The organism is Aneurinibacillus aneurinilyticus ATCC 12856 (assembly GCF_000466385.1).
In the GTDB taxonomy this organism is placed as follows: domain Bacteria; phylum Bacillota; class Bacilli; order Aneurinibacillales; family Aneurinibacillaceae; genus Aneurinibacillus; species Aneurinibacillus aneurinilyticus.
The window spans coordinates 1-23,101 of record NZ_KE952755.1 but is presented as its reverse complement, the minus strand read 5'-3'; the positions used below and the strand labels follow the sequence as shown (position 1 = coordinate 23,101).

Below are 23,101 nucleotides of genomic sequence, written 5' to 3'. Positions count from 1 at the left end.
TTCGCAAGAAAAACTTTAATTTATAGAGGGAGAAGAAAACAGGATAACCCCTGGAGCAATCATCAATGCACGTCTTCTTTCTACCTGCAGGCCTTTTTTCAACACAATGTCCATAGCCAATAAATACTTATTAAACAATGATTCTCTTAAATTAAAAGCTTTGACCATTTGCATGCCAGCAATGGTGTCCTGTGCGATTGAATTAGCCTGACCTAAGCTTTCTTGTAGTTGTTCAGAGTATTTACTTACAGGTTTACTCATAATTCCCATAACAAATACAGCTATGGGCAATATGGATATACTAAACAAAATTAATTTCCAATTGGTAAAAATCAACAAAGTGAGTGCACCTATGAAAACAATAGGCATATAGAAAATCTGAAAAAAATGGTGATGCAAAAAATTCTGCAACACCATTGCATCATTAGATAATCGAGACACAAGATCTCCTGAATGATACTTATCCATCGTTGACATGGGTAATTTTTCGATATGATGGGCAACACAGTTTTTCAAATCCTTCAAAGCATATGAGCTAAATTTTGCAGCAGAATATTTAATGAAATATTTACATATAAACCCGACGACCGTTAAACCGAAACCAATGTAAGCAATACTGAGCAGCTTTTGAAAATCAGTTGTATTGTCTATCATATTTTTTATTAACATACCCATCCATATTTCTACAATAGCGACAGTTAGAGAAGTCACAATACAGAGTACTACCCAAAAACGATAAGGTTTAACATATGATAAAATCCAGCGAAAAACAGACTTACCCTCATTCGGACAATCTTTTTCTCGAAAAATCATGCGTTGCTCCTCAATAAAACTTATTTTTTAATCCCCCTAAAAAGAAATTATTCTGTTTAGGGGGATTTACAAGCATTCTCTTTCTACTTCAATACAAATGTCCCTTGCAATATTTGTTTAAGGATTGAGGAATTTCTCTCTAAACCATCCCCCCCTAGCATGTTAGAATGGGCACCGTATCCGTTGTATTTTACAAATCTTTTTGCTGCCTTGCTCCATGCTTTTTCATTCCATTTTTCTTCCAAATACGTCTTTTCTTCTTCATCGAATCTTTCATTTTCGTCAATTTTTTCTTCTTCAAATTCTGCTTGTATAAGGTGAATTGTAGCCCCTACTTCCCCATAATTAACTAATTGCGTATAAAAACTCATGTATTTACGCATTTTTCGTGTGAAACTTTGTTTTACAAATTCGTTCGTAAAATACAGTTCAAATTCTTCACGAGTCATATTGAACATTCCCGGATTTTCCCTTAGTTCATCCATGATTACTTTGATGTTTTCTTCTTCCTCTTCTTTTGTTTGTTCAAAAACTCTTCCTTTCCAGTACACATCAAACAAGACCAAATCGGATACATGATATCCTTGCTTTTCCATTTGTCTTGCCACTTCAAAAGCTAAGTTCCCTCCTGAAGAATACCCGATTAGTACATATTGTCCGTCTGATTGGATTTGAACCATCGCTTCAATATATTGTTGAATTCGATCATCGTCTTCAATGAAATCAAAGCCGTATAATGATGCAGTATGGATTTGCTCAGCAAGCTTTTTGTAAAAAATACCTTGTGCACCGATAGGCGCAAAGCAGAAGGCGTTTCGTTCCGCTTCTTCGTTTAACAGAATAGGTAGTTCTACAGTTGTTCTTGGCTTCCTGTCTGTAGAAGATAAAGTATCTTCCTCTGCTTCTGCGTTTACCGGAATAGGCTGGTGCACCTTATTTTCTGATTGTTGAAGCATAATATATTCCGCTATTTTCATAATGGTAGAATGTTTAAACACAATGTTTAACGGCATCTCTATTTGCATATGCTCGTAAATCTTTGCAACTAAAAGCGTTGCCTTTAAAGAATGTCCCCCTAATTCAAAGAAATTATCGGTAATTCCGATTAATTCTATTCCCAATACCTCTTGCCAAATAAATGCGAGCTGCGCTTCGATTTCATTTCTTGGCGCCACATACTCCCTTGTCATTAAGCCGATTGTTTGAGGCTCGGGCAGTGCCTTGCGATCCACCTTACCGTTTGGTGTAAGAGGCATGGTATCCAGCTGGATAAAATAGTTTGGGATCATGTAGCTTGGTAGTGATTTTGCTAGATAGCTTCTTAGATTCAGGGTCGAAACCTCTTCTTCCCCTACAATATAAGCGCATAATATTTGTTCGGACGTAGTGTGCTCCGAAACGATGACTACCGCTTCCTTGATTTTTTCGTATTCCAGAATAGCTGATTCAATTTCGCCAAGCTCAATCCGATATCCTCTTACTTTCACCTGTTCATCCACACGTCCTACGTATTCAATCATTCCATCTGAACGCCATTTCGCAAGGTCCCCGGTTTTATACATACGTTCACCAGGTACAAATGGATTTGAAACAAATTTATCTGCTGTAAGATCCGGTTTATTCAAATATCCTCTTGCAAGCCCCCGTCCGCCAATGCATAGCTCTCCCACTACACCTACCGGTTGTAATTGATGATTATGATTGACGATATACACCTCTACATTAGCTAATGGGCGACCTATAGTAATCTCCTGTTCCACCTGAATATTGCGCATAATGGTAGTTACTACGCTATTTTCAGTAGGTCCATATTCATTATTAACTTCAATTCCCCCATTTTTTTCTTTAATTTTTTTAACGATTTGAGCCGGTAATTTCTCTCCTCCCAAAGTGACACAACGTAAATTTTGCATATCATTACGAGAAGAAACAGCAAGAATAGCACTAAATAAACTAGGCACACCATAGTAATGTGTAATTTCTTCCGATGTAATCAGTTTTTTCAATGCAACCGGATCCTTTGCTTCTTCCTCCCTAGGCAGCACAGATTTTGCACCTGCAAAAATCGGAGCAAATAAACTCGCTACAAACCCATCAAAGGCAAAGGAAAATACTTGCAGTACTGTATCTCCCGGTCCGAATCCGTATTCTTCCTTCCGCCATTGCAGGCAGTTAATAATACTTTGATGTTCAATCATGACCCCTTTAGGCTTGCCCGTTGTACCGGATGTATAAATAATATAGGCAAGGTCTGTAGACTGATTTATAAATGGGGGATTGGCACCGTCCCCTGTATAATTTTGTTCATCCGTAAGATTCATCCATTCGATATCGACTGGCAATTTATTTAGTACATGCGGCTGGGCAAGCAGCAGCGTAGCTCCGCTATCTTCAAGCAAATATTGAATGCGCTCTTGTGGATAGGCTGGATCAATTGGGACATATGCCCCTCCTGCTTTCAAAATACCAAACATTCCTATAATCATCTCTAATGAACGTTCTGCCATAATGGCTACAGGACGATTAGGTGCAACCCCTTTTTCTCGTAATACACGGGCCAACTGATTGGCTTTTATGTTTAACTCATCATAGGTCAATGCTTGCCCTTCCCATACAATTGCGATATGTTCAGGTGTTTTTCTTACTTGCTCCTCAAATAATTCTTGCATTGTTTGGTTGTGCAGATATTGCCTTTTCGTATCATTAAATTCAAACATAATTTGTTTTTTCTCTGCTTCATTTAACATATCAATATCATGTAATTTAACATCAGGATTTTCTACAATTGCTTTTACTATTTGAATGAAATGTTGAATCATTTGTTCGATTGTTTCTCTCTTATACAGTTTCGTGCAGTATTGAAGCCCAAATACAATCTCTTCCTCTTCCTCTACTGCTACAAGACTCAAATCAAACTTGACCTGTTCCAATTTGCTTGCCACGTCAAAAGGTTGACATGTTAATCCGGCTAGTTCAAATGATTCTTCGTCCATATTTTGAAGGCTAAAGAGCGTATCAAATAATGGATTTCTGCTTAAGTCCCTTTGTATCTCCAGCTTTTCGATCAGCTCTTCAAATGGATAATCCTGATTCTCAAAAGCTTCCAGGGCATTCTGTTTTACTTCTAATACCAATGCTTTAAACGTCTTTTCGCCTTCCGGTTTATTTCTCATTGCTAATGTATTGACAAACATCCCGACAATGTTTTCAAGATCAACATGGGATCTGCCCACAATCGGTGTTCCTACAATGATATCTTCTTGAGCAGAATATTTAGAAAGAAGAACATTGTATGCCGCAAGCAAAACCATATAAAGCGTTGTTCCCGTTTCTGCTGCTACCCTGTATAGCCCATCCATAAGCTGCTTTCCTGTTCCAAACGTAAGCTGAGCCCCGTCAAAGCTTTGTTGCATCGGTCTTGAATAATCCGTCGGTATGTCCAGAATCGGAAGTTCATCCGCGAAGGCGTTCAACCAATATTCTTCTTGCTTTTTAAAAGCTTCTGACTGAAACCACTTATTTTGCCATACAGCAAAATCCTTATATTGAATACGAAGCTCCGGTAAAGCATTATCTTGGTATAACTCCCCTAATTCATTCATCAAAATACCGGAGGATATACCATCCGAGATAATATGATGCATATCAAATATAAGTATATGGCGGTCTTCTTCCAATTTTAAAAGTTCTACACGAAGCAATGGCGCAACACTTAAATCGAAAGGTTGAATGAACTCATCAATCATCTTCTCTACCTGATCATTAGAAACTACCTGATAAGACATGTTGAAATCAATTTCTTCATGAATTTTCTGTACAGGCTTACCATTTATTATTTCAAAAGATGTTCGAAGGCTCTCATGTCGTTGTATTAGTCTTTTAAAGGCGGTTTCTAAACGTTGCGGCTCAAGCTTTCCTTCAATCAGCATGATAGAAGGCATGTTATAGCTAATTCCTACTCCATCAAACTGATTAACAATAAACATTCTTTTTTGTGCCGATGATACTGGATAATATTCTTGTTTGCTAACCGGCTGGATCGCCATATAATGTTCCGTGTCCGTCTCTTCTATATATTTAGCCATCCCTTGAATAGTAGGTGTTTCAAATAAGACACGCAACGGAACTTCAGCTTGACATTCTTTATGCACCTGCGAAATAACAGCCATAGCCTTCAATGAATGTCCGCCTATTGTAAAGAAATCATCGTGAATACCTACACGTTGCAACCCCAATACATTTTTCCATATCTCCTCTAGTTGTCCCTCAAGCATAGTACGTGGAGCTACGTATTCTGTTCCTATTGATACAGAATTGTCAGGCTCTGGCAAAGATCGTTTGTCAATTTTTCCATTAGGAGTAAGGGGCATGGCTTCAAGCGATACAAAGTAGGATGGAATCATTGCTACAGGCAGTTCGTTTGCTAAATAGGCACGCAGTTCGGCTACATTTATTTCTCCTTCAGTCACCATATACGCACATAAATATTTTTCCTTTATGTGATCCTCTCTGGCGATCACAATTGCTTCCTTTATGCTGTCATGTTTACGCAACTGCGCTTCAATTTCTCCAAGCTCGATCCGAATCCCTCTGATTTTCACCTGATGATCATTTCGACCAAGGAACTCTACGTTTCCATCCGGCATCCACCTTGCCAAATCTCCTGTTCGATATAGTTTTTCACCAGGAACAAAAGGATTAGGGACAAACTTTTCTGCTGTCAATTCCGCTCTATTTAAATAGCCACGAGCAACCCCGGCCCCTCCAATACATAATTCCCCAATTACACCCACAGGCTGAACCTGCAAATATTGATTCATAATATACATTCTCATGTTAGCGTAAGGTTTTCCAATCGGTACTGTTCCTGTTGCATGTAACGAAGAAAGTGGCTGTTCATAATAGCTGGTATCGATGCATGCCTCGGTTACCCCATAGCTGTTTACAATACGCATTGTTGAACCAAATCGGGAAACCAAGGTTCTGAAATCTTCCATTGAACAACTGTCCGATCCAACAATTAGAATCTGTAGCTGGCTAATATCCAGCTTCTGTTCATAAATATACTCCATCAATGGCATCACTAAAGCTGGCGTTGCTTCAAAAATAGTAATCTCGTATTTCCTAATGATGGAATATAGGGAAGCCGGATCCATCTTCACTTCATTTGGACACACAATTAATTGTCCACCTGTAAGTAGTGCTCTTGCAAAGTCACCCGCAGATACGTCAAAAGCAAAGCTAGCCATTTGAAGCAAACGGACCGGAAACGTATCCAATCGATAAGCATCTTTCCATGCCATTGCTACATTCACATAACTTTGATGTTCAATCATTACACCTTTTGGCTTGCCTGTTGTACCAGATGTATAAATGATATAGGCTATATCTTGCGGATGAGCAACAGGTTCTAAATTGGAAGCTTCCTCATGGAACGATTCCGCTTGATCTAGATACAAAATGTCCCCGGGAAACGCAATTTGTTGTGCTAATTTTTGTTGTGTTAACAAAAGCACTGCCCTACTATCTTCCATCATGTAGCTAATTCGTTCCTGTGGATAATCTATATCAATAGGTACATACGCTCCCCCTGCTTTCAAGACACCAAGCATCCCTACAATCATATCAAGTGAACGATCTACCATGATCCCTACCATACTACCGGGCTGTACTCCCTTTTGCCGCAGCACTCGTGCAAGCCGGTTCGCTTTCGCATTTAATTCCCGATACGAAAGCTTTTCTTTTTCATCTATTACCGCTACAGAATCCGGTGTTTTTTCGACCTGTTCCTCGAATAGCTGATGGAACGTTTTATTTGTAGCATAGGTTACGTCTGTAGCGTTAAAATCATATCGGACGCGCTGCTGTTCTTCCTCGGACAGCATGTTGATTTCACATAATTTCACCTCAGGATTAGTGACAATCTCCTGCAAAATATGCATAAAATGGGTCGCCAATCGCTCCATCGTCTCTTTTTTAAACAAATTCGTACAATAGTTAAAATAAAATTGAATCTCATCCTGCTTCTCTAAAGCATCTAATGATATATCGAACTTGGCAATCCAATACTGCATTTCATAAGGGCGGAAGCTTAATCCCTCAATTTCTATCCCTACTTGTTCATCCGCATTGTTCAAGCTAAACATCGTATCAAATAATGGGTTGCGACTTAAATCACGACGTACTTGCAGCTTTTCTACCAAATTCTCAAATGGATAGTCTTGATTTTCAAAGGCTTCTAAAGCATTTTGTTTTACTTCCAACAGAAATTCGCGGAAGGAACGTGCAGCTATAGGTGTGTTTTTCAATGCAAGCGTATTGACAAACATACCAACAATATTCTCCATATCCGCATGAGAGCGCCCGGCAATAGGTGTTCCCACTACAATTTCTTCCTGTCCGGAGTATTTGTGTAAAAGTACATTGTACGCGGCCAGCAGAAGCATATACAAAGTAGTTCCTGTTTCTGTAGCCAAGCGTTTCAATTCCTCTGCAAGTCGCCTTCCCGAGTTAAATGTGACAATATCCCCTTCAAAGCTTTGAATCATTGGTCTTGGATAATCAGTCGATAAATTTAATACCGGAATCTCCTCTGCAAAGGTATTCAACCAATAAGCTTCTTGTTTTTCAATAGCATCAGATTGAAACCATTCGTTTTGCCATACAGCAAAATCTTTATACTGAATACGCAGTTCAGCAAGCTCTTTTCCTTTATATAAGTCAGCGAATTCGTTTGTTATCATTTGCATGGATACACCATCTGAGATGATATGATGCATATCTATTAAGAATAAATGGCGGTCCAATGCCAATTTAACCAGCCCTACCCGAAGCAGCGGAGCGAGGCCAAGATCAAATGGCTGAACAAAGCTTTCTACAATCTGTTCTACCTGGTCTTCTTTCGCCTCTGAATAAGCAATCTGCAACTCTACATTTTGATGTATTTTCTGAACCGGTTCTCCATTAATTGAATAGAAAGACGTTCGCAGCGCCTCATGTCGATTGACCAGGCTTCTTATAGCATATTCAAAGCGTTGATAATCCAGCTTTCCTTCTATAAACATTACACTAGGTACGTTATAAGTAATGCCAGCCCCTTCAAACTCATAAAGGATATACATTCTCTTTTGCGCAGATGATACCGGATAGTAATCCTGTAGTGCAGCAGGTTGAATGGCCGAATATCTTCCTTTTTCTCCATCAGCAATATATTGAGCTAATGCAGAGATCGTTGGTGTTGCGAATAACACTTTTAATGGTAATTCAACACCGAACTCTTTATGCACCTGGGCAATTATCGTCATAGCTCTCAACGAATGACCGCCTAATTCAAAGAAGTTATCCAATACCCCTATTCTGTTTATTCCTAGTACATTGTGCCAAATCTCTGCCAGCTTTATTTCAATGTCACTGCTCGGCGCTACATATTCAGTTGCTGTACCACATTCACCTTCCGGTTTTGGTAACGCCTTTCGATCCACTTTACCATTTTGTGTAAGAGGCATTTGTTCAATCTGTACAAAATAGGCTGGAACCATGTAAACAGGTAACTCTTTGGCTATATATTCCCTTAGTTCAGATACCGTTACTTTTTCTTCTGGAACATAATAAGCGCATAGAGCCTTTTGTGCATTATTATCCTCTACTACCATAATTACAGCTTCTTTGACTTTTTTGTGCTTTACAAGAAGTGTTTCAATCTCTCCTGGTTCAATGCGGTAACCCCTGATTTTCACCTGGTGATCGATACGGCCTAAATACTCAATTGTTCCATCAGGCAACCACCTTGCCAAATCCCCTGTACGGTACATTCTTCCGCCAGGAACGAATGGATTTGGGACAAACTTCTCGGCTGTTAATGCAGGCTGATTCATATATCCCCTGGCAACCCCATCCCCTCCTACACATAACTCTCCGGGTATACCCACAGGCTGAAGCTGGCCATACCGACCCATGATATACACTGTTGAATTACTAATGGCCTTCCCTATCGGAATACTGTCATCATATTCTTTATCAATAAGAAAGCATGTAGAAAAAGTGGTGTTTTCTGTTGGACCATAACCGTTCCACATAGCCAGATTAGGACATTTGCGCTTTACATTATTAATGTGTTTTGGAGATAAGGCATCTCCACCTACAATTAGGGAACGAAGACCTGCAAACATCTCTTCGGTTCCTTGTGATAATTGGTTAAATAATGGAGTGGTTAAAAACATAATCGTAATTTGATTCACCTGTAAAAATTCACGTAGTTTCTCTGCATCTAATAGCACATCTTTAGCAACAGGATACACTCCGGCTCCATTCAGCAAGGAGCCAAATAGCTCAAACGTTAGTGCATCAAACCCAATTGCTCCGGTCTGTATCACCCGATCATTTTCGTGCACCTGAACATAATTCGTATTTTTCACAAGACGAATCACATTTCGATGTTCCACCATAACACCCTTAGGCTTTCCTGTAGAACCAGAAGTGTACATGATGTAAGCTAAATCCCCTGCCTGATTAACCGGATTTAAATTAGAAGAATCTCCCTGATACAAACTTTCTCCATCCAAAACAACACAATCAAATCCATCATGTACTAAATGTAAGAGATGCTGTTGGGTAAGCATAATGTGGACACAACAATCCTGTATCATGTACGAAATTCTATCCTCAGGATATTCTGGATCAAGAGGTACGTATGCTCCTCCTGCTTTCAGAATTCCCATGATGCCCACAATCATTTCAAGTGAACGCTCGACCAGCAATCCTACAATATTATCAGGTTGAACTCCTTTTTGCCGTAAAATCCTTGCAACCTGATTCGCTCTTTCGTTAAGTTCCCGATACGTCAATGTTTGTTCTTCCCATACGACTGCAATATGGTCAGGTGTTTTCTCCACCTGTTCCTCAAATAATCCTTGAATCGTTTGCATATGTGGATATGTGGCTTTCGTATCATTGAACTCGAATAGAATGTGTTGTTTTTCCTCTTCAGTCAGCAGCTCAATTTCTGATATTATAATCGCCGGATTCCCAACAATTGCACGCAAAATCTGTAAGAAATGAGCAGCCATTCTTTCAACTGTTTTATCCACAAACAATTTAGTGCAATATTCCAAACAAAATAGAATTTCATTTTGTTCTTCACTAACCTCTAATGTAAGATCAAATTTAGAGTGTCGGCTATTTGGAACATACGGTGTAACCTTTACCTGTTCAACCTCAAAAGACTTCCTATCTGTATTTTGCAAAACAAACATCGTATCAAATAATGGATTTCTACTTAAGTCCCTCTGTATACCCAGCTTTTCAACAAGCGTATCAAATGGGTAATCTGGATTTTCATAGGCGTGCAAAGCCGTTTGTTTTACATTTGCTAAAAAATCCTTAAATGTATCCTCATGATTTAAACGACTTCTTATTGCCAATGTATTTACAAACATCCCTAGCATATTTTCCACATCAGCATGGGCTCTACCAGCAATCGGTGTTCCTACAACAATATCGTCTTGCCCGGAATACTTCGACAAGAAAACATTATATGCTGCAAGTAACACCATATATAGCGTTGTTCCTGTTTCCTTTGCTACCTTGTATAAATCATCCATAAGCTGCTTTCCTGTACTGAATGTAAATCTCTTGCCATCAAAGCTTTGACTGGTTGGTCTTGAATAATCGGTCGGTAGATTCAATACCGGGATCTCTTCTGCAAATACATCCAGCCAGTAGGCTTCTTGTTTTTTAATGGCCTCCGATTGAAGCAGATGATTATGCCAAATCGTAAAATCTTTATACTGAATGCCTAGCGCAGGAAGCTCCTTTCCTTTATACAAATCAGCAATTTCTTGAATCATAATTTGCATGGACACTCCATCCGAGATGATGTGATGCATATCCATTATAAATAGATGACGTTCCGCCTCTAATTTAACCAGCCCTACCCGAAGCAGCGGAGCCACTTCAAGAGCAAACGGCTGCATAAATTCCGCAATAATTCGCTCCACTTGATCTTTCGTTGACTCTGAATAAGCAATCTGTAATTCTACATTTTGGTGTATCTGCTGAACCGGTTCCCCATTAATTGAATGAAAGGAAGTACGCAGCGCTTCGTGCCGATCAACTAATTTTCTTACCGCTTCCTCCAGACGTTTGTAATTCAATTTTCCATCCAGAAACATAACACCAGGCAAATTATAGGCTGTACCTGAGCGATCAAACTCATTAAGAATAAACATCCTTTTTTGGACTGATGATACAGGATAATACTGTTGTTGTGGTACAGGTTGAATCGCAACGTAGTTCTCCCTCTTTGCTCCATTTATATAATTGGAAATTTCCTGAATCGTCGGTGCTTCAAACAGCAAGCGTAGAGGGATATCCACATTACACTCTTTGTTCATACGGGAGATAAGCGTTATGGCCTTAAGAGAATGTCCGCCTAACGAAAAGAAATTATCTTGTATACCGATTTGAGGAATTCCAAGTACTTCCTCCCAAATTTTAGCCAGTTTTTTCTCTAACTCATTTGTAGGTACTGCATATTTTACGTTTGTATTTACAACCTTCTCTGGATTCGGAAGTGATTTTCTATCTATTTTTCCGTTTGGTGTAAGCGGAAGCTGATCTAATGTAACAAAGAACGACGGGATCATGTAATCAGGCAAAGCTTTCCCTAAATAATTCCGAAGCTCCGTGTCATTTACTTCTGCTTCCATAACAACATAAGCACATAAATATTTTGCACCTTTGTCATCTGCTTTATCGATAACAGCAGCTTCTTTTACACCTTTACAATTTAATAATTGCGCCTCGATTTCACCAAGTTCTATTCGATGTCCCCTAATTTTCACCTGATGATCGGCTCTGCCTAAATATTCGATATTTCCGTCTGGCAGCCACCTTGCCAAATCCCCTGTTCGATACATTTTTTCGTTTGGCCTAAAGGGATCTGCAAAGAATTTTTCCGCCGTTAATTCTTGATTATTCAAGTATCCTCTTCCAACATTGGCACCTGAAATATATAACTCTCCTACAACTCCCTGTGGTTGTAAATGTTGTTCTTGATCCAAAATATAAATCCACGTATTGGAGATAGGCTTTCCTATTGGCGGTAATTCAGGAATTTCAGCTTCGGGATGAATCGTATAAGTAGTAACAACATGCGTTTCCGATGGACCATAATGATTGTGCAAGTACACGTTATGTTCATGCAAATAACGCTTAAATTCATTGTTAACTACTAATTGTTCTCCTGCTGTGATAATATGTTTCACGCAAATTGGAAAACGATTAATAAATTCCTTTTCATTAAAAATAAATTTTAAAAATGCCACAGGGAAAGATAACACTGCAATGTTTTCACGTTTTACTAAATCAAATAATTTTTCCACATCTCGTTGCGTTTCTTTCCTAATCAGATATAATTGTCCTCCAGACAATAGCGTTGAAAAAATTTCCTGATAGCATACATCAAAACTGCATGTTGTATACTGCAATACTTTGTCATTAAAGTTGATATTTGTTTTCTCGAAAGTAAAATGAAGCAGATTAACAATATTCCTATGCTCTAGCATGACTCCTTTTGGCTTACCTGTTGTTCCTGATGTATAAATAATATAAAATAAGTCCTCCGAGTCATTAATATAATCCATTTCTTCAGTTAATTCTTGTAAAATACCTGGATCTTCAATCACTACCGTTTCTTTCGTAAAAGCAAATTTATCCTTTAACTGGCGCTGTGTGAGTACTAACTGTACAGAATCCAGCATATAATCGATTCTTTCTTTTGGATATTCGGGATCAATAGGGACAAAAGCTCCACCAGCTTTTAAAATCCCTAAAATCCCAACAATCATTTCAATTGAACGCTCCATCATAATCCCTATGATGCTTTCCCTTTTTACGCCTTTTTCCCTTAGGAATCTGGCCAATTGATTGGATCTATCATGCAGCTCTCTATACGTTACCTTCTCCCCTTCAAATACGATTGCTACATGATCCGGTGTTTTTTCTACCTGTTCTGTAAACAACTGATGCACAGTCTTATCAGGATACCTTGTCATCGAATCATGAAGTTCTACCAATAAATGTTGTTTTTCCTGTTGTGTAAGCAGGGAAATGTCCTGTACGGGCACATATGGATTGTTTGCTACACACAAAGCTACTTCTTTCATATGACCTTCAATTTTTTTTATGAAATCTATATCATAAACAGCTGCGTTGTAATCAAGTCGGACACTAATTTCGTCACGGGGCAAAACCATCACTGTCATATCATAATTGGTCGGCTCAAACATCTTGGCATCACGAACTGTAAACCCTACTTTTTGCATGATACTATTCTTTTGCAACTCTTCTACTAAAGGGTAATTTTCAATTACCATAATATGATCAATCAAATCCTGTTTTAATTCTGTATGATTCTGTATCTCATATAAAGGAAAATACTCATATTGTTGTGCCAAAAGGACACTTTGATGAACAGCCTTTACTAATTCGACAAATGATTGATCTTTTTGCGTTTGGATACGTAATGGAAGAGTATTAATAAATAAACCAACCATTTTTTCAATTCCCGAGATTTCAGAAGGCCGGCCTGAGACAACAGAACCATATACAACATCATCCGTAGAATTATACTTTTGAAGGACAATCCCCCATAATGTTTGAAAAACAATATTTAGTGTAACTTGGCTTTGATTGGCAATACGAAGCAGCTGCTGGGTAAGTGCCCTATCAAATGCAAAATGAAACTGTGCTGGCTTATACGTGGTATGATTAATAGAAACTTTCTTTTTAGGCACTGCTGCGGATTGACTATAGTTTATTAAATATTCTTTCCAATAGCGGAGAGCTTCCTGCCTATCTTGTTTTTCAAGCCACTTAATAAACTGTTTATATGGTTGCACTGGCTCTAACTGAAGGGGTTTCTTCTCTTTTAATGACACATATATATTGAATAAATCATTAAATATAATGTTGAAGCACCAGCCATCCATTAAAATGTGATGGAAGCTCCAGATCATTTGGTAGTTAACCTTACCCGTTTGGAAAATAGCTACTCTCATCAGGTGATCTTTTGTTAAATCAAAGACTGTTTCCTCATCTTGATACTTATATTGCCTAATAACCTGTTCTTTTTTTTCCTCATCTAAGGATGATATGTTTTTAAATTGAAGCTGAACGGGCCGTTCCTTTAATACTACCTGAAGCGGTTGTTTAATCTTTTCATGCAAAAATGTTGTTCTAAACACATCATATCTATCAATCAATACATTCAGACTTTTACTAAGCAATTCCACATCTACTGTACCTTCGATCGCAATGGACATTTGTACCAGGTGGGCATTTTTTTCCTTATCAAGTAATGCATGGAACAGCATCCCTTCCTGCATGGGAGTTAAACGATACATATCCTGAACGTGTTCTTTTTTAAATGTACTCATGCTAACACCTCACAAAAATAAAATTTCAAAGTATTTTCACATATAAAATATATAGATTTAGTCGGTTATACTCACGTTAATGACTCGGCCAGCAGCTCGAAAATATCATCCATCTCTTCTAATTCAAGTTCTTTGAAACTAAAATCACTTGGAGTTAATTCCGTATCTTCTTTCTGTACACAATGTTCAATGATAGCCAAAAGATGTTTCTTATAGCTCTGACTCAATTGCTGAATGGTTTCCTTCCTATACTGCTGCTCACTATAAGAAAAGGTGATGTGAAGCTTACCTTCTTCAATAAAACCATTAATGTTGAGTACAAAATAGCTTTCTCCTTCTGGACTTAAATTATTTTTTCCGTCTGGTCCTAACGAATTCCCCATGCTATAAGGAGAACGAGTAAATAATTCAGTCTGTACGTCTGTATCAAATTGCCCCAAGTAGTTGAAGTTCACCTCCGGCTTTAATGTAAAAGGTAAAGCAGGCCGTAAATATTCAGTTGTTAAATACTTGAAAATTTCATATCCAATTCCTTTGTTAGGTATCTTGCGTAAATTTTCTTTCATTAGTTTAATTTGATAAGATAAATCATCTGACTTTTGCATATCAAGTACAACAGGATACTGGGAGGTAAACCAACCTATCGTTCTTGATATGTTCATCTGTTCTAGTATTTCTTCCCGTCCGTGTCCCTCTAAGTTAATTACAATTTTATCAATATCAGCCCATTCCTTGAGTGCAAACCCAAGTGCCGTTAATAAAATATCATTAATTTCTGTTCGATACGCTTTATTTACCTTTTTTATCAATTTTTCTGTCTCTTCTATCGTCAACTCAATTCCTACATAACGTATATTTTTTTGTTTATTGTTTATGGTAACATAATCTTTCTTAATTCGAACATTTTCGACATAATAATTCAAATAATACCAATATTCGGCCTCTTTTAGAAACACTTCACTGTTCGCATATTTTTCTAATTCAACGGACCAGTCCTTAAATGAATCTGTTTTCTCTGGTAAGGTAATTGTTTGTTGATGCATTGCCTGTTCATAAGCTGTTGCCAGATCTTCAAACAAAATCCTCCAGGAAATACCATCGACAACCAAATGATGAATCGCTATAAACAGATGATCACCATTTTGGGTATGAAACAACGCTATCTTTACTAAAGGGCCTGTATCCAAATTTATACTACTCTGTAATCGGGCCGCTTCTTCATAAATCACCTGTTGTTCATTATCATTTGCAGTTAAATCAAAGGTATAAAAGTCGAACAGCTTACTTTCAAGCCCACGATTTACCTGTATGATTTTTCCATCCTGATGTTTATATATCATGCGCAATGCATCATGATGTTCAACAATTTTCTCAAATACCCTTAGCAGGATTTCCTTATCAAATCCCTTTGGTCTATATAACATATATGACTGATTCCAATGATGCATATTCGTAAATTGCTGTTCAAAGAACCAATGCTGAATAGGTGTAAGTCCGATCTCACCTTCCACAATACCTTGCTCACTTTTTCTTTTACTATCCTTTATATAATGAACAAGTTGACTGATCGTTGGATACTTTAATAAATCCTTTGTTTCCAGCTTCAATTGATACGAATGTAAACGAGCAGCAACTTGTATTGCTTTAATAGAATCCCCGCCTAATGCATAGAAATTATCTTTAATACCGACTTTTTCAATACCCAATACATCCTGCCAGATAGTAACAAGAATTTCTTCGATTTCATTGCGCGGCGCTTCATAATCTACTCTCATTCCGAAAGTTAAATCAGGTTCTGGCAACTTCTTTCGATCAATCTTCCCATTTGATGTAAGCGGCATTTTGTCTAATTGAATAAAATAAGAAGGAATCATATACGTTGGTAGTTCTTTTAACGAAAATTGTCTTAATTGCTCTAACGTTATATTCTTTTCCGATACAAAATAGGCACACAAATACGGTTGTTCTTGATGATCTTTGTGCACACTTACTGCAGCTTCCCTAATATGCATATGCTTTAGAAAAACAGACTCAACCTCTTCTAGCTCAACCCGATGCCCCCTAATCTTTACCTGATTATCTATTCTCCCAAGATACTCAATGTTTCCATCAGGCAGCCATCTTGCCTGATCCCCTGTTCTATACAACTTTTCTCCTGGGACAAACGGGTTAGCGACGAATTTCTGGGCGGTTAATTCCGGACGCTTCCAGTATCCTCTTGCTAATCCTTCTCCGCCAATACACAATTCACCAGCTTCACCAACCGATTGTAGTTGAAGATTTTCATCGACAATATAAATTTGTGTATTTTGAATTGGTGCACCAATCGGAACTGAATGACCGTCTATTTCTTTAAGGGCCACCCACGTAGTCGCGCAAATAGTTGTTTCTGTAGGGCCATATGCGTTTATGTAAGTTACTTTGTCCTTCCACTTGTTTACTAAGGAAGGGGAAGTAGCCGAACCTGCTGTAACTAGCGTTTTTATGGAAAAAATGTTTTCTGGATTAAGATGGACTACATAAGTAGGTGGTAACGTAATGACTGTAATTTCCTGTTGATTAATGTATTGTTCAAACTTCACAAAATCATTAATTGTATCCTTCAGGATAATATACAGACTAGCCCCTGTTAATAAAGCCATAAACATCTCCCATACAGAAGCATCAAAAGAAATGCTGGCAAACTGGCCAATTCTATCTTTTTCAGTCACGTTAAGACTACTTTCAAAAAATACTTTTAGATTACTTATTCCTTTATGCTCCAGCATTGTACCTTTCGGGTTGCCTGTTGTGCCAGAAGTATAAATAACATAGGCAAGATCGGTCGATTTGCTTGGTACATACAGGTTTGTTCCTTCTCTAGCCTTGATCGTATCCTCTTCAAAAATTTCTATCTGTCCATTAAATTGAATATTATGAATTAAGTGGGCCAGATGCTTCTGAGTAAGCAGCATTTTTGCCTGACTATCATCAAGAATGTATTGAATTCTTTCCTTAGGATATTCAATATCTATCGGGACATATGCTCCGCCCGCTTTTAAAACAGCTAATATACCTACAAATAAATCAATAGATTTCTCCATCATAATTCCGACAAGGGTATCTTTTCCAATACCTTTTTCCGTAAATATTCTTGCTAGCTGATTCGCCTTCACATTAAGTTCGTGGTAGGTAAGCTGCTCATTTTCACATACAATTGCTACATTGTTTGGTCTTTTACTAACTTGCTCTTCAAATAATTGGTGGATCGTCTTATCACGCGGATATTCTGCTTTGGTGTTGTTCACAGCAAATGGGTATTGCTCTTTTTCTTCCAGGATACTTTTAGATTGGTTTAACATATATACCCCCTATAAAAAATAGTCATTTATATTTTAGGAGCTAATAGCAAATGTAATTGTTTACACATAAATTCAATCATTTCATGTTGGTTGTCATAAAGAAAAAAGTGGTCGCCCGGATACATACATACAGAGAATTCCTTCTTGGTTTGCTCCCTCCAGGCTTCTAACGATTGATAAGTAACACCTATATCATCCTTCCCTCCAAAAGCAGTAATTGGGCAATCAAGAGGCTCGTTGTTTTTGTACTGATATGATCCGCAAGCAGAAAAATCAGCCCGAAGCCTTGGAAGTAATATGCCCATCATCTCTGCATTTTGTAACACTATCTCAGGAGTTCCATTCAATAAGCGCAACTCTTGTATAAATTGATCATCAGGAAGTAGATGGTAGTCTTGTTTTGTACATGGGATTTGAGGTGCATGGCGTCCCGAAACAAACAGGTGAACCGGATTAACATTATTCTTCTGCCGTATTTTACGGGCCAGTTCAAAACTTATTAATGCTCCCATGCTATGTCCAAAAAAGGCAAACGGAATATTTATTAATGGTTGTATTTCCTCAGCTGCTATTTCTACTATCTGTTGCAAATCTGTTAGCGGATCTTCCATCCCTCTATTTTCTCTTCCAGGTAATTGAATTGAACAAATTTCAATTTCCTTCGGAAAAAAGTGGCTCCATTCATGAAAGACGGAAGCACCACCACCTGCATATGGAACACAGAATAGCCTAAGCTTTGCAGCTGGATTTAAATTAGCATTGACAAACCATTTATTTACTTGTGAAATAAATGTCACATTCACCTCTCCTTATTATTTATTTTTAATCTCTAATCCAAAAACCAATTTATGTAAAAGTGTATGTAAGAATAAATTACTTATGAAATGAATTTCGAGTGGATAATCGTAGTATGTTTAAATCTTGAGGCAGCCGTTTTTTATTTTACAAATAAAATAATAACACGATCTTTTAAAAGGAATTTTCACTGGTTGAATTGCATTGAGTGGAAGAAAAATCACCTAAATACATTATTTACCTTATTTGAGTTTAGCTTATTCCATTTTACATTTTTTTTCAATACAGTAATTAAAAGTTATTATTTTCAGAAAATGTAGAATCTAAAAACAGATTGCACAATTCTTCTACTTGCAATGTAGCAATAGACAAATCCATTGCAGAAGGGAACAAAGAACAACAGGAAAGCTTGTATCCCTCAATCAACTCTAGTTCATAAATCGTAACAGGTTCTTTTTTACCCTGTTTATAAATTACTGTTTGTATTTGTTTTTTATCAATCCAAAATGAATGAATGGGTATATGCATGCCCTTACCAATAGCTTTTATGTAACTCTCTTTAATCGTCCAAAGCTCAAAAAAAGAAGCAACCTGACTGTTTTGTTCTTTAGATAACAACCAGATATATTCATTCTCATGAAAAAATTGTTCTGCTATTTTAATATCTATCTCCGAAATGCGTTCAATATCAATACCAACAGGATAATTTGAAATTGCACATGCGACCCAGTCACCAGAATGTGAAATATTAAAATGAATACCGAAATCAACAAAAGGTTTTCCATATTCATTTTTCCGGAATGAAATTTTTTCATTCGGAATGTTTAGTATTTGTATTAAATATTTCCTAATAAGTAATTCTCCTAAAAGAGAGCGATAAGCATCTTTCACATTAACATACCGAAACAACGTCTGCTGTTTTTCCTTACTTACATTTGATATCAGGGAGTTAAACACATGTTCATCAATTTTGCTTGGAACTTTTATAAATAATATTTCTATCATTTTTTGTTTACCTATACCTTTGTAATATTTGCATAATATAAGCATCAGACTAATGTAACTATATAGGGCTTCTATAATATATTAATAAACCAAATATTATTGGTGCTTGTAAACCCTCAAGACAGCTTACCTATAATAAATCCTACATTTTTCCTTGTTTAATCAAATTCTTTCATGCTCTGATAGAACTGTATGCCCAGCGAGCAAATAACAAGGATGGATCATCAGTAGATGTAAGTGAACAATAAAGAAATAGCACAATAAAAAAAGGCTGTTCTTGTGAATAGGAAGCAGCCTTGAAATATCAATTTTATCGTTTTTTTCAAAATAACACCCTTCTTCCTAGGCAATAAGGGTCATCGGGTAACCCATTCAATCATATCCTCTGTCTCAAGAAAACATGGGCAATTTAAAAACCGGGTGTTATTCTCATAACCTCCTGTATCCCCGTTTGTGCTAGGATGCAGGCTCAGATAGATATGCTCTGGAGCAACGCCATTCCGAACTAATTTTTTCTCATACTTGCGGGCATCTCCCCATAAAAAGTAGCGAATACCCGCATTACTTTTTGTTATGTATTGCAGGAGTGCCTCAAAGAACTGCCTCCATATTTGCAGGTGGCTTCCTGATGCTTCAATTCCTCCTATTTGGCACGTATATGCCGTATTCAAAAAAAGTCCGCCTTTTTTCTCCCAATTATCAAACGCTTGATCAGGAGGGAGAACCGGGAATGTTCCGGATTGAATATCGGCCCGAACTTCAGCAATGCTTGCCGCTACATCCCGCTTCATATAAGTCTTGTGCATAAGTTTAATGATATTTTTCAGTGAACTATTCACTTTCTTGTCAAACCAGTTGCTTACCCCATTCACTTCAAAGCTTCGACCTGTTGCAACACCTTCTTGCGGATACGGATCTTTTCCTAAAATAATGACCTTCACATCCGCTAGATTAACAGTTGCAAATCGTAGGACTCGCTCCGGAGCCGGTGTAAATGACTGACCAATTATGTTTTGAATATTGGTTAATTCCTGCTGAATATGTGCCTGTTGAAAGAAAGCATCCCATGACGGATGAATTTGAATTGAAGTTAAAAAGATTGAGGACTGTGAATCAGCTGTTTGTTGTACCATATCGACAACTCCTTATATACATTGTTTAATTTTTTATCCCTTTTTTATTAAAGTTTGTACCTGCAAGCATCTACCGGGTGGTTTTTTCTACCTTGCGCCCAGGCTTCTTCATTTACTTTTATTGTACAGTGCCTCCTTTGTCAATTTTATCTTGCTTTTTTAATGCTGTATACACTACAGCTGCTTACATGTGTAAATACCGCTATTCTCAAACCCTGCTTAACATAAACTGATTACACTTGGCATTTTAATGCATCTCTTCTATTTCACAGTATTTTCTTGCAAACCATTCCTTCACAATTTCCCATAATTTCTTAATAATTTTCCCATAGTTTTTGTATATTATCGCTAGAGAAAACTCTAGGAGGAACCCTTGTATGCGAATAAACAAAAATTATGGACTTTTGGTCTTAATATTTGTCCTTGTACTTCTCATTATCGCTGGTCAAATTAGACCAGCAGTAGCTGAGTACGGGAACGGAGAGGAAATTAGTGAATCTGAATATAAGAAATACATACAATTGGTAAAAGCAATCGATCCAGCTACTGGAGCAGCTCTTGAAGCAGGCGATAAAGAAGCATTAACATATATTCTGCATTTTCAAATTATGAATCGCTATATCGCTAACCAAGTGAAAGAAACAGACGAAATAAAAAAAGAAGCAGAAAAGAGCTTTAGTCAGTTTGAAACAGCGCTGAAACAACAGTTCGGTACTGAGAAAAATACAGAGCAATACTATGCTGATAACCATGTAACAAAAGATGCAGTGAAGGCCTTTTTCTTGGATCAGGTAAAAATGATTTCCTACTTCTCAAAAGATATTCCGGATGACAAGAAAAAGAAAGAATATGAAGAAGGGAAAAAACAGGGTTTCTTTACACAGGCCGATGTACGCCATATCCTTATCAGTACAGAAGAACGTTCCAAAGAAGAAGCAAGGAAAACAACGGAGAGTCTTGTAAAACAACTGCGCTCTGGCGCAGATTTTGCCAAACTGGCAAAAGAAAATACGGATGATACAGGAAGTGCAGAAACAGGCGGATTGTATCAATACAATGAAGCACAGCCGCTTGGACAAACAGTGGAAGCGTATCGTGATGCGGCTATGACCCTTCCATTGAATGAAATTAGCGAACCGATTGAGACGGAATACGGATACCATATTATGCGGGTCGAAAAACGAAGCGAACAAACATATGATGAGGTGAAGAAGCAAATTGAGCGCGCGCTTGCCCTGGAAAAAGAAAACGATTTTTTCAATTCAAAGCTTCAGAAAATCATTACAAAGGAGAACATCCCTGCTTCCATGATAAAAAAACAGTCACAACAACCGAATTCCGAACAATTTATACCTAATCAAACAGTACCAGACGAGTAATCGTAGTATTCAAAGTAATAAAAGAGAATAATCCGGTACAAAATTCAGTTCATGTTCCAGAAAAAAGCAGGAATCAGCCAAATATGGCTAAATTCCTGCTTTTATTCACTTATATTATACGTATCAAAAAAATTTGTACTCTGATCAAGTGCTTAATGAGAGCATTGTAAAGGCTTATAGCTCCAGCGGTCATTTCATCTATCGCTTTCGTACCCAGTATTACAATTAGTGCTGTAAATTTAAAAGCATAGAATGGTTTTGAAGGCTTTTGGACCGCAGACGATATGCGACGACTTTCTTTTTGTATTTTTTAAATACATCAACGCGATCATTGTAACTGTATACAAAAAACCTAACATCGTTTTTGCCCCTCTTAGCATCAATGATCAATGGGGACCCACTGTTCTTTGGAGGAAAATCATATTGTTCTAAAAATATCGCTTCGTTAAAATGATTAACAACTTGAATTTTGTCTTCGCCTTCCAAGCGTTTCCCGTCGATGGTTACAGTGACAGTCTCTTCATTAAGTTTTGGATGCAATTCAAATTTGCTGAAAAACGAGCCTGCAACAGAGTTTGGAAGACACGTCACTAATAATTTAATAAAACCCATAAGAACTAGCGAAAGTATAAACCAGATTGTCATATTTTATCATTTCCTTTACATTCTAAAATAATATCATTACATAACTCATATTATCATAGTGCATTAGTTAATTTATGCACATTATTGTGAAACTTTATAAAGCTACCAGGAAGTGTAAACAGTAAACCAGGGTGCTCCCTCATGTCCATCAAGCCAAAATAATTCCATATCATAAAGTTACAAAAAAGGAAGCGAATGAATTCAAAGCACCCTGTATTATAAAACAATATTTTTTATCGCGACATTATGCTTTACAAAAACAGCCTAATTTTATTTGGAATACCGTTTCTTTATCGTTAACTTGATGGGCATGGTGCATGACCCCGACTTCGCCATCGAAACATAGACGAATAAACACCATTCTTTTTTAATAATAAAGATCATTTAAAAAAACACACGATCCAATTCACAAAGATATGACCCATCCACTTTTCAAATTTTGTTTGGAAATAGAAGGCTCACATTAGCAAGCATCATTAAGCAAAAAAGTCTTTCATTCATCATCCCCTCTTTTTTTTGTGGACCCCTGTCGCCGTAGCTGTCTAGGCCCTACA

8 protein-coding genes are annotated in these 23,101 nt (G+C 37.5%); 1 reads left to right on the top strand and 7 read right to left on the bottom strand.

What is annotated here, in order from left to right; all coding sequences use genetic code 11:
• Positions 1-15: 15 nt before the first annotated feature.
• The 6 genes from HMPREF0083_RS09070 to HMPREF0083_RS09045 all read right to left on the bottom strand — a co-directional run bounded on the left by HMPREF0083_RS09070 (position 16) and on the right by HMPREF0083_RS09045 (position 20,523).
• Complete coding sequence (locus tag HMPREF0083_RS09070; protein WP_021620951.1) at positions 16-813, bottom strand: ABC transporter transmembrane domain-containing protein; 798 nt, start codon at positions 811-813, stop codon at positions 16-18.
• 83 nt (positions 814-896) lie between these two features.
• Entirely contained in the window at positions 897-14,249 is a 13,353-nt protein-coding gene (gene grsB / locus HMPREF0083_RS09065) for a gramicidin S non-ribosomal peptide synthetase GrsB (protein ID WP_021620950.1), read from the bottom strand.
• 71 nt (positions 14,250-14,320) lie between these two features.
• Complete coding sequence (gene grsA / locus HMPREF0083_RS09060; protein WP_021620949.1) at positions 14,321-17,590, bottom strand: gramicidin S non-ribosomal peptide synthetase GrsA; 3,270 nt, start codon at positions 17,588-17,590, stop codon at positions 14,321-14,323.
• Positions 17,591-17,616: 26 nt separating this feature from the next.
• Positions 17,617-18,387, bottom strand: a complete 771-nt coding sequence (gene grsT / locus HMPREF0083_RS09055) for a gramicidin S biosynthesis thioesterase GrsT (protein ID WP_040302188.1) — start codon at positions 18,385-18,387, stop codon at positions 17,617-17,619.
• Between the two features lie 289 nt (positions 18,388-18,676).
• A complete protein-coding gene (gsp, locus tag HMPREF0083_RS09050; RefSeq protein ID WP_051354597.1) occupies positions 18,677-19,390 on the bottom strand; it encodes a 4'-phosphopantetheinyl transferase Gsp in 714 nt (237 codons plus the stop codon).
• Between the two features lie 356 nt (positions 19,391-19,746).
• On the bottom strand, positions 19,747-20,523 hold the full coding sequence (locus HMPREF0083_RS09045; RefSeq protein ID WP_021620946.1) for a uracil-DNA glycosylase: 777 nt from the start codon (positions 20,521-20,523) through the stop codon (positions 19,747-19,749).
• A gap of 377 nt (positions 20,524-20,900) precedes the next feature.
• Here HMPREF0083_RS09045 and HMPREF0083_RS26315 point away from each other — a divergent pair, with 377 nt between their 5' ends.
• Positions 20,901-21,902, top strand: coding sequence for a peptidylprolyl isomerase (locus tag HMPREF0083_RS26315; RefSeq protein WP_021620944.1), 1,002 nt, complete (start codon positions 20,901-20,903; stop codon positions 21,900-21,902).
• Between the two features lie 225 nt (positions 21,903-22,127).
• Here the strand turns inward: HMPREF0083_RS26315 and HMPREF0083_RS09035 are convergent, their stop codons facing one another.
• Positions 22,128-22,547, bottom strand: a complete 420-nt coding sequence (locus HMPREF0083_RS09035) for a YfmQ family protein (protein WP_021620943.1) — start codon at positions 22,545-22,547, stop codon at positions 22,128-22,130.
• Between the last annotated feature and the right edge of the window lie 554 nt (positions 22,548-23,101).

Coding starts and splice junctions, on each gene's coding strand:
- HMPREF0083_RS09035 (WP_021620943.1), bottom strand. CDS start 22,547: ATGACAATCTGGTTTATACTTTCGCTAGTTCTTATGGGTTTTATTAAA.
- HMPREF0083_RS09045 (WP_021620946.1), bottom strand. CDS start 20,523: ATGGTACAACAAACAGCTGATTCACAGTCCTCAATCTTTTTAACTTCA.
- grsA (WP_021620949.1), bottom strand. CDS start 17,590: ATGTTAAACCAATCTAAAAGTATCCTGGAAGAAAAAGAGCAATACCCA.
- gsp (WP_051354597.1), bottom strand. CDS start 19,390: ATGATAGAAATATTATTTATAAAAGTTCCAAGCAAAATTGATGAACAT.
- HMPREF0083_RS09070 (WP_021620951.1), bottom strand. CDS start 813: ATGATTTTTCGAGAAAAAGATTGTCCGAATGAGGGTAAGTCTGTTTTT.
- grsB (WP_021620950.1), bottom strand. CDS start 14,249: ATGAGTACATTTAAAAAAGAACACGTTCAGGATATGTATCGTTTAACT.
- HMPREF0083_RS26315 (WP_021620944.1), top strand. CDS start 20,901: ATGCGAATAAACAAAAATTATGGACTTTTGGTCTTAATATTTGTCCTT.